The organism is Veillonella sp. T14073-2 (assembly GCF_002959875.1).
GTDB classification, from domain to species: Bacteria; Bacillota; Negativicutes; order Veillonellales; family Veillonellaceae; genus Veillonella; species Veillonella infantium.
Window position 1 is genome coordinate 294168 of sequence record NZ_PPDC01000001.1, and the last position, 16658, is coordinate 310825.

Sequence of the window (16658 nt, forward strand, 5' to 3'; positions counted from 1 at the left end):
TATGAATAATTTCTCTTTTATTCGTATATTAATAATACTTTTCTTTCTATATGTCTACTGTATAAATACATTTGACTTTTTACAATAGATACTGTATTATAAGAAAATAGTTTTATAGATTCTATAGATTATAAAAGCTATGGTAATCCATGGCTTTTTATATTTGTAGATGGTTTGTAGAAAAGAGGTCTTTACTATGTCTGATACGCATCAGTTAAAACGGGGCCTTAAGAACCGGCACGTACAGTTGCTCGCCATCGGCGGTGCCATCGGTACAGGCTTGTTCTTAGGCTCCGGCCGTGCCATTCACTTGGCAGGTCCATCCATTATTTTCGCCTACCTTATTACAGGTATTATCTGTTTCTTCATCATGAGAGCATTAGGTGAATTATTATTGTCTAACTTGAACCACCACTCTTTTATCGATTTCGTAGAAGATTATTTAGGTGATCGAGCAGCCTTTATCACAGGATGGACATACTGGTTCTGTTGGCTTTCACTAGCCATGGCCGATTTAACAGCCGTAGGCCTCTATATGCAGTTCTGGATACCGTGGCTGCCTCAATGGATACCCGCCCTTGTCGTCTTAGTGGCATTGCTATTAATGAACTTAACAGCCGTAAAGTACTTCGGTGAAATGGAATTCTGGTTTGCCTTGATTAAGGTAATTGCTATCATCTCCCTCATTATCATCGGTATCATCATGATTGTCACAGGTTTTACTACAGATGCAGGCGTTGCCGCCTTTAGTAATATGTGGAATTATGGGGGCTGGTTCCCGAACGGAACGATGGGCTTTATCTTATCATTCCAAATGGTTGTTTTCGCTTTCACAGGTATCGAGCTCGTAGGTTTAACAGCTGGGGAAACAGAGGATCCTGAAAAGGTTATCCCTATGGCGATTAACAACATTCCATTGCGTATTATTTTGTTCTATGTGGGCTCTTTGGCCATCATCATGAGCATTTATCCTTGGACAGCCGTTAACCCATCTGCTAGCCCATTTGTGGCCGTATTTACAGCAGTTGGTATTGCAGCCGCTGCAGGTATCGTAAACTTCGTAGTTCTTACATCTGCTGCATCTGCTACAAACTCTGGTATCTTTAGTACAGGCCGTATGATTTACGCCCTTGCAAAACGCGGTCATGCGCCAAGCTCTATGCGTCGCTTAACACACAGCAGCGTACCATATCAAGCAACAATCTTCTCTGCTGCTGTACTATTGATTACAGTTGTACTCAACTATGTAATGCCAGAAGCAGTATTCGTTATGATTACATCTATCTCTACATTCTGCTTCATCTTTATTTGGGCGATGATGGTTATTTGTCACCTTAAATACCGCAAGAAAAATCCTGAATTAGCAGCACAATCTAAATTCAAAATGCCTCTATACCCAGTGATGAATTACATTATCCTTGCGTTCTTTGTTTTCATTCTAGGTATTCTCGCCTTAAACGAAGATACTCGAATTGCCCTCTTGTTTACACCAATTTGGTTCGTTATTCTCTGGGCCTTCTACTCCATGCTTAATACAGATGATGAAGACGCTCTCAGTGAGGAACTTATCGAGATGGCTGGTGTAAAAGAAATTTACAAAAAACCTAAAAAAGAAGATTCTGACGATTACATAATCTAACACAAAAAGCCCGTGCTATGGCACGGGCTCTTTTCTTACTTCATAGTAGGGAAGTTTTGTTGTTCATACTGTTGTTGATAAGCAGGTAGATTACTCGTATCTTCGCCATAATTAAAGATCGTCTTCGTACGATATCCGCCTTGGGTAATGATAAGATCAATGGAGGATGGTACCTCTTGACCATTTTGTTGTAAATGCTTTACTAATTCTTGTAGCGCTTCAACTTGTCGCAATGAGCCAGTCATATATTTACCTTTGGATAGACCTGTATTTCTAATGACTTGACCATTATATACTTGACCATTTTTATCTGTGTAATAGAATCGTACAGCTGATTTATCTCCTGTAGGTACCGCTTTAATATAGATGGTTTTCCAATTTTTCTTAACCATCACTCTTGTAGCATCTGCTAACTTGTTAGATAAACGTTGTGTTTCTTTATTTGCAGATTTAGATACACCATTGACTTGCTGAATTTCATCATTCATAGGCATATCAATAAGTGCCATATTAGGATCTTGTTGTACCTTCTTCGCATCTGCAGGCTGAACCGCCAACACACCAACGGCCGCCATTACAGCTAACGTTGTAAGAGCAAATTTCTTCATTATATCTCTCCTCAGGCAGGATTCCCTAAACAAATTATATTTTATACAATACATTATACGCATTAGGCTATTTATTATCAAGCCTATCTTATTTTTCAGGACCATTATTCTTAATTATTTGATTCCATCCCAACATAAAATCACCTCTCTCTTATGTATAGTATAACTAAATCTCTAACCTAATAAAAGAAAAGGCTTCAACCAATGCTCGACAAAGCTTATTCTGTCGATGATTGATTGAAGCCTTTATTTTTATACTATTAGTTACTAAAGTCAGTATCTACAATAGCAAATTGTGTATATTCAGGGCAGCGTTTTTGCATTTCTGCTTTAATTTTTTCTAATGTACCATGTGGATCTTCTTCGTCAAAGTCAAAGATAATATCGTAGTAGATAACTTTCTTTTCTTCGTGTACATAAAAGGCATGTATTTGTACTACATGTGTATATAGACTCACAACTTGGTCGAGTGCTTGTCTTATTTCAAGCACTTCTACACTAGGTTGGTTTTCAGCATATACGCCAACGGTCATAGCAATACCAAATTTTTTATAGAGATGAACAGCGATACCTTTTGTCAAAGGATGAATATCTGCCATAGTCATCGTATCCGGTACAGTAATATGAACGGAGCCAATTGTTTCACCAGGACCGTAGCTATTTAATACTAAGTCATATACACCGCCCACATTTGGATGTTGAGCGATAGTTTCTTTAATTTCACGAACTAAGTTATCATCTGCACGAACACCAAGCAAGTGATTATACATTTCTTTTAAAATGTCATAAGCAGCTTTCAAAATTAAAACTGAAATCGCTGCGCCCACATAACCTTGGATATCAAAGTTAAAGAAGAATACTAAGCCCGCAGATATCAAGGTAGCAAAGGTGATTACCGCATCAAAGAGCGCATCGATACCAGATGCTACAAGAGCATCAGATTTGTATTTCTCACCTTGCGCCTTAATATAACGGCCCATTACAACTTTCACCACAATAGCAACAGCGATAATGACCAAGCTTGGAACATCAAAGGTAGATACCTCAGGGTGAAGAATTTTATCAATAGATTCCTTGAGGGATCCAATGCCTGCACCTAGAATGATAAAAGCAATGGCCATGGTAGTCATATATTCGATACGACCGTGACCAAATGGATGCTCCTTATCGGCACCCTTAGCGGCTAATTTTGTACCAACGATGGTCAATACAGAGGACAAAACGTCTGTTAAGTTGTTTACCGCATCAAGGATGATAGCGATGGAGTTAGACGCAAGGCCTACAATCATTTTAAAGATAACAAGAACAACGTTACCTATAATACCTTTTATACTAGCAAGCGTAATCCCCCGATTACGTGCTGCACCATTTTCTTGCAAAATCATATTATACTACACCTCTTACATTCATTTCACTAAGCTATAAATCGAAGCCTATCGATTTATTTATATTCCTATTATAGCTTATCGATTATCATTTGTCATTATATTTTTTGAAAAATTTTTATAAAATCATTGATATTACTAAGTTATCAATAATTCTCATTTCTCAATTAGAATGTTTGATGTATTGTGACTTCACAATTTTATGAGGTAACCGTAATACGCTCGCCTGTGCGCATGTGTGTAAATACAACCTTTTGGGCACGCAATTGGAATGGCTGCCCTGTTCGTTGTGCACCATATAAGGTGTCCCCCACAAGAGGGTGACCTATATGGCTAAAAGCCACACGAATTTGATGTGTTTTTCCTGTGTACAAACGGACTAAAACCTCTGTATATCCACATTCTTGGGAGTTATACACAGATTTATCCACATTTCGACTACTTTTATCCACATCTGATAGTTCTATATCCACATTTTTTGATGCTATATCCACAGAATTTTGGGACTTATTCACAGAGTTATCCACAGTCTGTGATTGATGTCTACATAGGACGGAATAATCGGTACGAGTCTCTTTCCCCTTAGGATTTACTTCGTAATGAATCCCATCAGCACTGCGTTCCATAGGTAATACCAAGGAATCCTTGTCAGCTTCTACGATGCCTTCTACAATAGCCATATACCACTTTTCAAAGGTATTGTCATCCATTTGCTGTTGATAAAGACTTTGGGCTAAGCCACTTTTAGCAATCACAATACAGCCCGTCGTATCTCTATCTAAGCGATTCAAGAAGCGTACCTTCCGCTTAATGCCATGTTCTTTAAAGTAATAGGCCACACCATTGGCAAGGGATACTTGGTCTTTAGAGTTTACCGTCACACCAACCGACTTATCCACAATGAGGAGATCGTCATCTTCATATAAGATAGGTAGATCCATTTCTATGGGTTCGTAATCTATTTTTTCCTTCGCCATGGCAATCCAAATCTCGTCACCTTCGGAGATAACATCCTTTGGCGTCGCCTTATGTCCGTTGATATGGATTAGCTTTTCCTCAAATAGCTTTACAAGAGACTTCCGTGGATATCTCGTATCAAGGACTTCGCCTAGCGAGATAGACACAGTATCACTCATTTTGACCGCTTCTTGTTTCTTAGACGGCTGTACTACAGCAAGCTTGTTAGTATGTACAGCCTCTAAATCCGCAGCAGTTACAGTCCACAAAATATCGTCGGGACGATGTGTTTTTCTCGCCATTAGTATCTCCTTTCTACGAGCTCATTGTCTCGTGGCATATAGTTTAGTAGCGAGCTTGGTTGAACAGCTCGGCCACGTATATTCGTTTGTTCAAAGGTAATGGTCAGCTCTTGCTTAGGACGCGTAATAGCCACGTAGAACAAGCGTTTTTCTTCGTCTTCACGGCCTTCTGCAATGGCAAATGGGCTTGGGAATGTACCTTCGTTGAGGCCTGCTAGGAATACATGGTCAAACTCGCTCCCCTTTGCTTGATGAATAGTAATGATTGGAATTCGATCCTCATTGCGCACCTGTTGAGCTGGCTCACCTGCGGTAAGGGCCGCCATCTGCAAGATTTGATTTAATCTCGCTAAACCAGCTGGTCCTTCATAGGCAGCATCTAGTTTTTCCATAATGCGATACAAATCGCGTATATGCTCTACCTTTGCCGCTTCTCCATGAGATTTATAGTATTCTAGAACCCCCATTTGGTTCATAATGTACGCCAATAACTTCGTTGGCAGCTCCGTATAGGCCTTTCTACGTAACGTCGCCATTTGGGACGCAATGTTAGTGAAAGCCGCTTTATACTTATTGATTGCCACCATGCGACCAGTCGTTGTAGGCACGATATTTTCTTTTACTGCATAGATTAAAAGCTGTGCAGTGGCTAAGATATCGTCCATCGCATTGTGCGTAGGCTCATGATTGATAGGAAACTCTGACGCAAGGAAGCCCAATTTATGATTCGGCAAATTAGGATAGAATCTGCGATAGATGTCGAGTGTATCATAAATAGCCTTGAACTCTGGATTACCTAAATTATGGCGTGCCAATTCATTAGTAAAGATGGTTACGTCATAATTTACATTGTGGCCTACAATAATAGCATTCTTGGAGAATTCCTTAAAGGCTTGTAGCACTGTAGCTGGCTCTTCGCCGTGTTCATGTAAATACGCATCAGAGAAGCCGTGTACCTCTTCGGATTGTCCCACAGGTACGCCAGGGTTGATAAAACGTTCAAAGGTCTCTAAGACCTGCCCATTTTCATCGATGCGGATAGCCGCAATTTGAATAATCCGATCCTGGGACGTATCGGTGCCCGTACTTTCTACGTCGTACACTACGACCTCATGATTTTCTAAGCCACTGACGAGCTTGGCATAAGGCTCGGCTTCAAAGATAGGCATATCCATAAAGTCCGTCAACTTTAGGCCAACTTGACGCGTCTCAGGACTTTCAATAGCGGCGATACGCGCGTCACCGATGCCCGCAACATAGCGTTTTATAATACGCTTAGCGCTGACGGAGTCATTCGGATTCATAAGCAATTTAAAGTAAGCCATAACGTCTTTGATTTCTTGACGTCTAAAGAATTTAAACTCGTCAATAATCATAAAGTGACGGCGCTCCTCTTCAGGTTTTTCATTGTTAAGGCGTTCAAAGGAGTCGCTCAGCCGTTGCGCCTTTTTATTATCTCGTACGAGAACACCAATATTGGCATTCTTTGGCAAGGCGCAGATAGCTTCATAAATATATCGGCCCTCAAGATAACTATTTTTACAGCCTTTAATGAGAACAGGCTTGCCCTTTCTTTCACTATTGGCGCGAGGCAATTCAGTATAGATAGATCCTACGAGATCAGGGAACATATTTTGCAATGTTTTAAACGCCATCGTGAAGAGTGTCCAGTTAGAGCGGTAGTTTTCGTAGAAAATGATTTTTAGAGGCTTAAAGTCCGAATCAAACTGCTTGAGCAAGCGGAATGGATCAGACCCGCGCCATTCGTATATGGTTTGGAAATAGTCCCCACATAATAGGACGTGATTACCTTCCCAAAGCATTTCTAATACCTTGTACTCTAGTACGCCTGTATCTTGCATTTCATCTACAGAAATATAGTTGTAACGGCTACGCCAACGCTCCCGAACTACAGAATCTTGAAATAGACGATGAACACCGCAAATAAGATCTGTAAAATCTAGCCCATGTACAGAGGCTAAGCTTTCATCATAAGCGGCAATCCATTCGTGACCATGGTTCAAAAAGTCATGGAGCTCACTATAAAGAACATTGCCAAAGCTAGAGAACTGTTGCTCAATAGCAGGACGCTGTTCCTTTTGCAAACGATCAATAGTTCGTTTATAATCACCTACAAGGTCATCGGAATAGAACCCATATAAGGAACGATATTCTTTCACCATGGCGATGATGTTGGCAAAGGACATTTCTCGCAATTTTCCTGGACGATATGGTTCAGACAATTCCTTGCAATCCTCTTCATCAAAGATCGTTACATCCGTATACAAGGTTTCATTGCGCTTCCCCTCTTGTTGGAGCACGAAAAAGCAAAAGCTGTGGAACGTACTAACCTCCACAGCCTTTGCAGGACTGCCTACGAGCGATTGAATGCGGTCTTTCATCTCGTTTGCCGCCTTGTTCGTAAAGGTCATGCACAAGATATTCTCCGCCTTCGCATAGCCGCCCTCGATGAGGTGAGCCACTCGATAAGCAAGTGTATTCGTTTTTCCCGTCCCAGCGGACGCTAACAAGAGGATATTCTGTTCAACTTCATCAATAACGCGTTGTTGTTCACGATTGATAAGCATGAGGTCCTCCTATTTTAAAAAGCCGTACCATCCGGCAGCAATGAGCATTGGAATAGGGCCTAGAATTGCTGTTAAAGCCCATACGCCCAAACCAATATCCATAGGAATATTAAGGATATGAACGCATACTAAATACGTCAAAATACCAGTTACTGCATTCATAAATACTCGTTTAAGAGTAAAAAAGGCTACTTTGAAAGCAATGTAGGCTACAGCAACGGATACAACCGCCGAAATAATCGGTGATGCTAATAAAGCTCCCATATTATCCTTTCATTTCTTGGCGGTTCACTACAGCACCGCCTAACGTTAATTCATCGGCATATTCGATATCGCCACCTACAGGAACACCGCGGGCAATGCGCGTTACCTTAATGCCACTTGGACTTAATAAACGCGCCAAATAGAGAGCTGTCGCCTCCCCTTCTACATCTGGGTCAGTAGCGAGGATAACCTCTTGTACGACACCATCCCGAAGGCGGGCAATCAATTCTTTTACGCGAATATCGTCAGCACCGATGCCCTCCATAGGGGATAAAGCGCCTTCCAATACGTGATATAAGCCCTTATAGTCACCACTGCGCTCGATAGCAATCACATCGCGAGATGTTTCAACGACCATAATCGTCGTTTGATCGCGATTCGGATTGCTACAGAATTCACAAGGGTCTTGAGCTGATAAGTTAAAGCAAATAGAACAGTGACGCGTAGCCCCCTTCGCTTCTACGATGGTTTCCACGAGACGGTCTACCTCTTCCTTCGGCATTTCTACCAAATGATAGGCCAAGCGTCTAGCCGACTTGGAGCCGATTCCCGGCAAGCGGCGCAACTGCTCTACGAGCCGTTCTAAAGCGTTTGTCATTTAGAATAAACCTGTTGGCAAGTTAAGACCACCAGTTACTTTGCCCATTTCTTGAGCCAAGAGGTCGTCTACTTTTTTGCTAGCTTCGTTTACAGCAGCCATCACTAAATCTTCTAACATTTCTACGTCTTCAGGATCAACTGCCGTTGGGTTCAATTTTAAAGACTCGATGATTTTTTCACCGTTCATCACAACTGTTACAGCACCGCCACCAACGGAAGCCTCTACTGTACGAGTTTTCAATTCTTCTTGCATTTTCTTCATATCTGCTTGCATTTTTTGAACTTTTTTCATCATGCCAGCCATATTGCCCATACCTTTACCAAACATTGTAATTCCTCCTTTTAGGATCTACGTCCTATACTAATATTCTAATTGATTTATTCTTCAATGACCTCGACGATGATGTCGTGATCTTCAGATAGTTTCTCTAATGTTTCTGCCAAGAGAGGATTGTGTCGTTCCTCTTCTGTCATATGCTCTGGATCCCATGCATATTCACGAGCTACCGTCACGCTATCGATAGGCGCAACTTCAATAGGTGCTTGTGAAAGCATTGCATGTTCATCACTTTGATAAGGGGTTCCCTGTTGCTGTTCGCCCCCATTAGACTTTGGGACAGCTTCCACCTCAATATGTGCACCGCTATCCATAGGGCGTTCTAAGACTTCCCCATCTTCACTGATAACAGTGACACTATCTAATGGATGTGGTGGCATATCATCTAAAGATGATACGTAAGCTTCCTCCATATCGTCTACAGGTACATCGTCAAAGGAATGAACTGGAATATCATCGCCTTCCATAGAACCTGCTAGAGACTCGATAGGGATTTCTCCATCTGGAACTGGTACAGACGGACTGCCATCAAAGGATGTAATCGGTACATTTCCACCAGTTGGTGATGTTTCTACTCCGACCTCACTCGTATCAGCACCTGTTGAGGCACTTACAGCAGCACCGCCCGTTTTCTTAGCTAGGAATGCTAATGCTGCAGCCTTTGCCGCATCTACCGCTCCGGAATCAGGCTTACTTGGTTGCTCATCAGTTGTAGGTCCAACTTGAGTCCTCTTTCCGTTCACCTCTTGTGCATAGCTAGCACCTTGCGAAGAGGACGAATTTGTTAAGTCCATCTGTGTCAGCTGTGCTCCAGATGTTGTACGTACATCAACCATTGGTTCTGGTGGACGTTGCGGCGCTTTCACTTGGTGCTGCGTCGTACTACCAGAGGCCTTTTTATAGTCTTTGTAAACTTGTGTAAGGGCATCAACGATTTCTACATGTACTGGATAGCCTAGCGTATAGGTGAAAGCATCTGCCGCTTCGGCTAAGTTGACTTCGTTGGTCATTACATTGAGGTGCAATGTATTTTTAAAGGCCATTACCGCTTTGCTTTGGTCTACGTATACAAGCTGACCTTGGCCAATTACGGTAGAGGTCATATTGCGATTGCTGTCCTTCAAGTATTTAATGACATTAGACTGTACATTACGATACTCTTGAGCAGACAAGATTTGATCACTAATGATAGCCTGTGTGCTAATACCTTTTTTACCACGACCTTTGGCTTGATTTCTAGCAGGTCGTTGTGGTCCGCCTCCTGTATTTGGTGGTGGCGCCATACCAACACCGCCCATCGGCGGAGGAGCCATGCCCACTCCATTCATAGGAGGAGGTGTGCTACCAGGAGCTCCCAGCGGTGGAGGCGTCATGCCTACATTAGTAGGCGGCGGTGTCATACCTACATTAGTAGGCGGTGGCATCATTCCTACCCCACTTGGAGGTGGTACTGTACCAACAGTAGTATCTTGATTACTACTCATGGGAGCACTCTGTATAGTAGCAGTATGATCTACAGGAACAAAGCTATTGGCATAACCACTTGGCGGTCCAAAGGAATTAGCACCGTAAACAGGTGCATTTGCGACAGCTGGACCTCGTTGTTCTAATTGAGCCATGCGGTTCAATAAATCGTTTCGTTCAGATCGTTCTGAAGACTCTAATGCATACACACGGTCTTCCAAGCTTTCATCAACAGAACCTAATTTAGCACATAAAACGAGTAAGCCCATTTCGATGATGGTTCGTGGATTATCCACCTGTTTTGCATCATTCATGATGGATTGTGCACTGCGCACATACTGGTTAAGCTCATTAAAATCGATGCTTTCAGCTTGAGCTAGGAATTCATCCTTAAAGGCATCGTATACCTTGAGCTCGTCCGCATCAGGTGCTACCTTGCCTACAAGCAAGGCCCGCACGTGCTGGATGAGGGCTTCTATAATCTGTGTCGCATCACGACCTTCAGCTAAGGCATCGTGAATATAGGACAACAATTTAGGACCGTCACCGTTGCGTAACGCATCGAGGAAGTGAATAATCCATTCCTTACTGACAAGACCAATCAGTTCTTCTACTACTTGCGGCGTAATAGAGCCTGTCGCCATACCGGCACATTGGTCTAAAATACTCAAGGCATCACGCAAACCGCCGTCTGCATGAACCGCAATGAGCTGTGCTGCTGCAGGATCTAAGCCAAATCCTTCCTTTTCTGCTACATAGGATAAACGTTGTGCAATATCGTCTGACGTAATCCTTCTGAAGGTATAGCGCTGACAACGAGACACGATAGTAACAGGTAACTTTTCAATTTCTGTAGTAGCGAAGATAAACATAACGTGAGCTGGTGGCTCTTCGATAGTTTTTAAAAGCGCATTCCACGCTTCGGTCGTAAGCATGTGGGCTTCGTCGATGATGAATACCTTTTTACGGCCCTCAACAGGCATGAATTTGACGCTTTCACGAAGGGCACGCACCTCATCGATACCACGATTAGATGCGGCGTCGATTTCAAGAACGTCCATGGACTGGCCGCTCAAAATCGATTTACAAGCACTACACTCGTTACAAGGATGATCCGTTGGCCCATGCTCGCAGTTGATAGCGCGCGCGAAAATCTTGGCCATACTCGTCTTACCAGTCCCTCGCGGGCCGGCAAACAAATACGCATGAGCCACCTTATCCTCACGAATAGCGCGCATCAATGTATCCGACACCTGATGCTGACCAACCACATCGGTAAACGTCTGCGGACGGTACTTACGATATAACGCAATATATGCCATTGGAACACCCCCTTTTTCCGAAAATTACAATACTTTATTATACCATATTCACGGAAATCTTACTCATTTTATAGAGTTCTATCATTAATTTATACAACCCATTTCCCTCTATCGATTAGACATAAAAAAAGCGGCCCCACAGGCCGCCTTGCAATATTCGATCACGACAGCCCCCGGGTTCCCCGTGGCACATGAAGGTTACCGCTTAGTGCTGCTACCTCTCAGTCCTGACACGATTCACAGGCCCCCATTGCACGGGCCCGAGAACTGCCATGATCCAATATTGCAATACAAATATTATACATGAAAATACCTCTATAGTCAAAGTTATAGAGGCATTTCATATGTCTTATCTAAAGGATACAGTTAGATGAGAAATTATTTTGCATATTTTTCTTTGAATGCAGCTAATTGTGCTTCTTCCAAGGATAAACCTTGTTCTTTATAGCGTTCAATAGCAGCATGCATTTCTTCGTATGCTACAGGTACAACTTTTGTAAATCTGTTTACAAAGTTATTCCAGTTTTCAAGGATGTGACGGCCTTTAGCGGAATTAGTGTGCAATACATGTTGTTCTACTAATTCTTTAATGCGTTTAAGGTCATCATTATTAGCAGGACGTAATTCTACGAGGCCTGTATTTACATAGCGTTCATCGCAATCGAGGATGTATGCATAGCCACCAGACATACCTGCTGCGAAGTTACGGCCGATTTTACCAAGTACGAGTACTTCGCCACCAGTCATGTATTCACAACCATGGTCGCCTACACCTTCCACAACAGCAGTAATACCACTGTTACGAACGGCGAAACGTTCACCAGCTACACCGTTGATGTAGGATGTACCAGAAGTAGCACCATAGAAAGCAACGTTACCGATAAGGATGTTTTCGTCCGCTTCGAAAATGGATTTCTTAGGCGGATATACAGTGATTGTACCACCGGACAAACCTTTACCGAGGTAATCGTTCGCATCCCCTTCAAGTTCTAATGTCATGCCTTTAGGAATGAAAGCACCGAAGGATTGGCCTGCAGAACCTTCAAAGTTCAACTTGATTGTGTTATCTGGCAAGCCGCTTTCACCATAACGACGTGTCACCTCAGAACCAACCAATGTACCTACAACACGGTTAATGTTGTTGATAGCCAATTTAGCGCGAATTGGTTTTTGGTCCTCAATGGCAGGACGGCACATACGCAAGAGCTTGGACATATCCAATGTGCGTTCCAATTCATGATCTTGGTCAATCATGTGCATATGACCTACAGATGCATCGATATATGGGTGGAACAATACGCGTTTAAGGTCAACGCGAGACAATTTGAAGTTATCGTCTTGAGATTTTTGACGAACAAGGTCGATACGACCTACAAGTTCAGCTACGGAGCGAATTCCTAAGCGAGCCATAATTTCACGCAACTCACGAGCGATGAAGATCATCAAGTTTTCTACGTACTCAGGTTTACCTGTGAAACGAGCGCGCAATTTTTCATCTTGTGTCGCTACGCCATAAGGGCATGTGTTGAGGTTACATACACGAGCCATTTTACAGCCTACAGCAACGAGTGGCAATGTACCGAAACCGAATAACTCAGCGCCAAGCATAGCTGCTACAGCTACGTCGAAACCAGTCATCAACTTGGAGTCTACTTCCAATTTAACGCGGTCACGCAATCTGTTGAGCATCAATGTTTGATGTGTTTCGGACAAGCCTAATTCCCAAGGCACACCAGCGTGTTTTACAGATGTACGGCCTGCCGCACCTGTACCACCATCGTAGCCAGAGATTAAGATATTATCTGCTTTTGCTTTTGCCACACCAGCAGCGATAGTACCAACGCCAGCTTCAGATGTTAATTTAACGGAAATACGAGCATCTTTGTTAACGCATTTCAAATCGTAAATCAACTCAGCCAAGTCTTCGATGGAGTAAATATCATGATGTGGTGGTGGAGATACGAGTTCAACCCCTGGAGTGGAGTGACGAGCTTTCCCGATTTCAGGATATACTTTCTTACCTGGTAATTGACCACCTTCGCCTGGTTTAGCACCTTGAGCACATTTAATTTGCAATTCTTTTGCGTGGATGAGGTAGTTCGCAGTTACACCGAAACGACCAGAGGCGATCTGTTTTACTTCGGAGTTCATGCTGTCCCCATTTGGCAATGGTTTGAAGCGGGCTACATCTTCGCCACCTTCACCAGAGTTAGATGTGGAACCAAGACGGTTCATTGCGATAGCAATCGTTTCATGAGCCTCTTTACTGATGGCACCATAACTCATAGCACCCGCTTTAAAGCGTTTTACAATGGATTCTTCAGGTTCAACCTCTTCGATAGGAATACCGCCGCCTACTGGGTAGTTCAATTCCATTAAGGAACGCAATGTTACATGATAATCGTTGCGAATCGCTTTAGAGTATTCTTTATATTTTGCGTAATCACCGTTGATAAGAGATTCTTGTAAAAGATCAATTGTTTTAGGGTTGAACAAATGCTCTTCCCCATCTTTTACAGGACCATACCAACCACCTGGTTCAAGCACAGATTCGTCAGATTTGAAAGCACGGTCATAACGAGCCAACGCTTCATTGGCAACGCCTACAAGACCAATACCGCCAATACGAGTTGGTGTATTTACAAAGAACTTATTAATAAAGTTGGTGTTCAAGCCCAAAGCTTCGAAGATTTGGGCACCATGGTAGGAACGAACTGTGGAAATACCCATTTTGGACATAACCTTCATAATACCGCCTACAGCTGCTTTAATGTAATTCTTTTCTGCTTGTTCAGGTGTAATATCACCAAGACGTTTACGAGCTTGTAAATCGCGTACAGTTTCAAGAGCCAAGTAAGGATTGATAGCTGTTACACCATAACCGATCAATGTACAGAAATGATGTACTTCGCGAGGTTCACCAGATTCGAGGATAAGACCAATTTCTGTGCGCAATACTTTTCTAATTAAGTGATTATGAACAGCTGCTACAGCTAGCAACGCTGGAATTGGTGCATGATTTTCATCGACTCCACGGTCAGATAAAATCAATACATTTTGCTCTGTACGTGCTGCTTCTTCTGCTTTTTCGCACAATTCATTCAATGCATCACGCAAGCCATCCGCACCCTTAGTTGGATCGAAGAGGATTGGCAATGTAACAGATTTCATTCGACGGCAGTCAAGAGCCTTAATGGACGCCAATTCTTGGTTAGTAAGGATTGGTGTACGCATAGACAATGCATAGGTACCAGCTTTGTTAGGGTCTGTTAAGTTACCAGAGTTACCAAGCATAACGCGTGTAGATGTAACCATTTCCTCACGAATGGAGTCGATTGGAGGATTTGTTACTTGCGCGAACATTTGCTTGAAGTAGCTGTATAACAATTGTGGTTTATCGGACAAGATAGCAAGTGGAGCATCGGCACCCATTGCACCTACAGGGTCTTTACCATCTTTTGCCATAGGTACGATCATACGTACAAGGTCTTCTTGAGTATAACCAAAGGCTTGTTGCTTTTTGAACAAATCTTCTACTTTTGGAATATCACTTTCATCAGCTTGAGTAATTTCAGACAAGTGGATAACATGTTCTTTTACCCATTCATCATATGGCAATTCAGTAGCAACCCGTTGTTTGATTTCTTCGTCGGAAATAATGCGTTGTTCCTCTGTATCGATGAGAAGCATTTTGCCTGGTTCCAAACGACCTTTAGCACGAATATTTTCAGCGTTTTCGTTTACTACACCCACTTCAGAGGCCATGATAACGCGATCATCAGTTGTTACATAGTAACGAGCAGGACGCAAACCATTACGGTCAAGTACGCCACCGATAACAGTACCATCAGTGAAGCCCATTGCAGCTGGACCATCCCATGGTTCCATCATGAAGCTATTGAACTCATAGAAGTCATGTTTTTCTTGGCTCATGAGATTATTGCGTTCCCAAGGTTCAGGAATCATCATCATAATAGCATGAGGCAAGGAACGTCCTGTCATGTGCAAGAATTCCAAAGTATTATCGAACATAGCGGAGTCAGAACCGCTGTCATCTACTACAGGGAATACTTTTTTAATATTTGGGAATAATGGAGATTCTGCCTTACCTTCACGAGCATTGATCCAGTTTACGTTACCACGGATCGTATTGATTTCACCATTATGCACTAAGAAACGGTTAGGATGCGCCCGAGCCCAGCTTGGGAATGTATTCGTACTGAAACGGGAGTGAACCATAGCCAATGCAGATGTAAAGTCAAGGTCACTCAAATCAAGGTAGAAGTCACGCAACTGACCAGGTGTTAACATACCTTTATATACAATTGTTTTAGAGGACAAAGATGCAATATAGAAGTCGCTAGATAATTCTTTGCTCAACGGAATGATCCGTTTTTCCGCCAATTTACGGATGATGTACAATTTACGTTCGAAGTCTTTATTATTCGTTACATCTGGACCTTTACCGATGAGGATTTGAATCATCCACGGACGAATGGCAGCAGCTTCATGACCAACTTTAGTACCATCAACTGGTACTTCACGCCAACCTAGAACTACTTGACCCTCTTCGCGAACAACCTCTTCAAAAATGCGTTTTTGCTCGTTACGGAGGCTTTCATATTTGTGGGCGAATACCATACCTACGCCGTACTCTCCAGCTGCAGGTAGATTGATACCAAGCACTTCGCATTCGCGTTTGAAGAACTCATGAGGAATTTGTACCAAAATGCCGGCACCATCTCCTGTGTCCTTATCGGCACCTGCACCACCGCGGTGCTCAAGACGCTCTAAAATACGCAAACCATCATCGATAATATCATGGGATTTTTTACCTTTAATATTAACAACAAAGCCCATGCCGCACGCATCCTTTTCAAATTGGCTGCTGTACATACCATTGGCTTCTAGTCTAGCTTGATCTAGACGTTGTTGCTCAATTGTGCTCTGATTCATATCCATAACGTGCACTCCTTCATATCACTTGATCACCCCAAGCGCAGCGGCATCGTTCCGTTCGGGCTTGGTGAAAGTATAAACTATAAACTACCTCTAAAGAATCCATTCTGTAGTGATATTATCGGCTGTGACCGTCCATAACCTCATCTAAGTTTTAAATTCTATAGAATTTTTGTCTATACATAGTATACTCCTGTCCACTGTGAATTGAAAATACAAAAAAAACATAGTCT

10 protein-coding genes and 1 other RNA gene are annotated in these 16658 nt (G+C 42.6%); 1 reads left to right on the plus strand and 10 read right to left on the minus strand.

From position 1 onward, the window contains the following. The first annotated feature begins 196 nt into the window (after positions 1-196). The gene (locus VCHSUH04_RS01485; RefSeq protein ID WP_105085035.1) at positions 197-1639 is read left to right on the plus strand and encodes an amino acid permease; all 1443 of its coding nucleotides are present in this window, start codon (positions 197-199) and stop codon (positions 1637-1639) included. Between the two features lie 35 nt (positions 1640-1674). Here VCHSUH04_RS01485 and VCHSUH04_RS01490 read toward each other — a convergent pair whose 3' ends face one another. The 10 genes from VCHSUH04_RS01490 to gltB form a co-directional block, all read right to left on the minus strand. Then, entirely contained in the window at positions 1675-2247 is a 573-nt protein-coding gene (locus tag VCHSUH04_RS01490) for an immunity protein YezG family protein (RefSeq protein WP_105085036.1), read from the minus strand. A gap of 260 nt (positions 2248-2507) precedes the next feature. After that, positions 2508-3632, minus strand: a complete 1125-nt coding sequence (locus tag VCHSUH04_RS01495; protein WP_105085037.1) for a cation diffusion facilitator family transporter — start codon at positions 3630-3632, stop codon at positions 2508-2510. A 200-nt stretch (positions 3633-3832) separates the two neighbouring features. Further along, positions 3833-4891, minus strand: a complete 1059-nt coding sequence (locus VCHSUH04_RS01500) for an RluA family pseudouridine synthase (RefSeq protein WP_105085038.1) — start codon at positions 4889-4891, stop codon at positions 3833-3835. Further along, positions 4891-7479: a 3'-5' exonuclease gene (locus VCHSUH04_RS01505; RefSeq protein WP_105085039.1), complete on the minus strand. Its 2589-nt coding sequence runs from the start codon at positions 7477-7479 to the stop codon at positions 4891-4893. Before VCHSUH04_RS01505 ends, VCHSUH04_RS01500 begins: the two co-directional genes overlap by 1 nt. A gap of 9 nt (positions 7480-7488) precedes the next feature. Further along, entirely contained in the window at positions 7489-7743 is a 255-nt protein-coding gene (locus VCHSUH04_RS01510; protein ID WP_105085040.1) for a hypothetical protein, read from the minus strand. 1 nt (position 7744) lies between these two features. Then, positions 7745-8341, minus strand: a complete 597-nt coding sequence (gene recR / locus VCHSUH04_RS01515; protein ID WP_004694915.1) for a recombination mediator RecR — start codon at positions 8339-8341, stop codon at positions 7745-7747. Continuing rightward, entirely contained in the window at positions 8342-8671 is a 330-nt protein-coding gene (locus VCHSUH04_RS01520) for a YbaB/EbfC family nucleoid-associated protein (protein ID WP_008602262.1), read from the minus strand. A gap of 50 nt (positions 8672-8721) precedes the next feature. Then, a complete protein-coding gene (gene dnaX, locus VCHSUH04_RS01525; RefSeq protein WP_105085041.1) occupies positions 8722-11466 on the minus strand; it encodes a DNA polymerase III subunit gamma/tau in 2745 nt (914 codons plus the stop codon). Positions 11467-11633: 167 nt separating this feature from the next. Beyond that, an RNA gene (gene ffs, locus VCHSUH04_RS01530) (signal recognition particle sRNA small type) lies at positions 11634-11733 on the minus strand. 111 nt (positions 11734-11844) lie between these two features. Further along, positions 11845-16428: a glutamate synthase large subunit gene (gene gltB, locus VCHSUH04_RS01535; protein WP_105085042.1), complete on the minus strand. Its 4584-nt coding sequence runs from the start codon at positions 16426-16428 to the stop codon at positions 11845-11847. Positions 16429-16658 lie beyond the last annotated feature (230 nt).

Coding starts and splice junctions, on each gene's coding strand:
- VCHSUH04_RS01485 (WP_105085035.1), top strand. CDS start 197: ATGTCTGATACGCATCAGTTAAAACGGGGCCTTAAGAACCGGCACGTA.
- VCHSUH04_RS01490 (WP_105085036.1), bottom strand. CDS start 2,247: ATGAAGAAATTTGCTCTTACAACGTTAGCTGTAATGGCGGCCGTTGGT.
- VCHSUH04_RS01495 (WP_105085037.1), bottom strand. CDS start 3,632: ATGATTTTGCAAGAAAATGGTGCAGCACGTAATCGGGGGATTACGCTT.
- VCHSUH04_RS01500 (WP_105085038.1), bottom strand. CDS start 4,891: ATGGCGAGAAAAACACATCGTCCCGACGATATTTTGTGGACTGTAACT.
- VCHSUH04_RS01505 (WP_105085039.1), bottom strand. CDS start 7,479: ATGCTTATCAATCGTGAACAACAACGCGTTATTGATGAAGTTGAACAG.
- VCHSUH04_RS01510 (WP_105085040.1), bottom strand. CDS start 7,743: ATGGGAGCTTTATTAGCATCACCGATTATTTCGGCGGTTGTATCCGTT.
- recR (WP_004694915.1), bottom strand. CDS start 8,341: ATGACAAACGCTTTAGAACGGCTCGTAGAGCAGTTGCGCCGCTTGCCG.
- VCHSUH04_RS01520 (WP_008602262.1), bottom strand. CDS start 8,671: ATGTTTGGTAAAGGTATGGGCAATATGGCTGGCATGATGAAAAAAGTT.
- dnaX (WP_105085041.1), bottom strand. CDS start 11,466: ATGGCATATATTGCGTTATATCGTAAGTACCGTCCGCAGACGTTTACC.
- gltB (WP_105085042.1), bottom strand. CDS start 16,428: ATGGATATGAATCAGAGCACAATTGAGCAACAACGTCTAGATCAAGCT.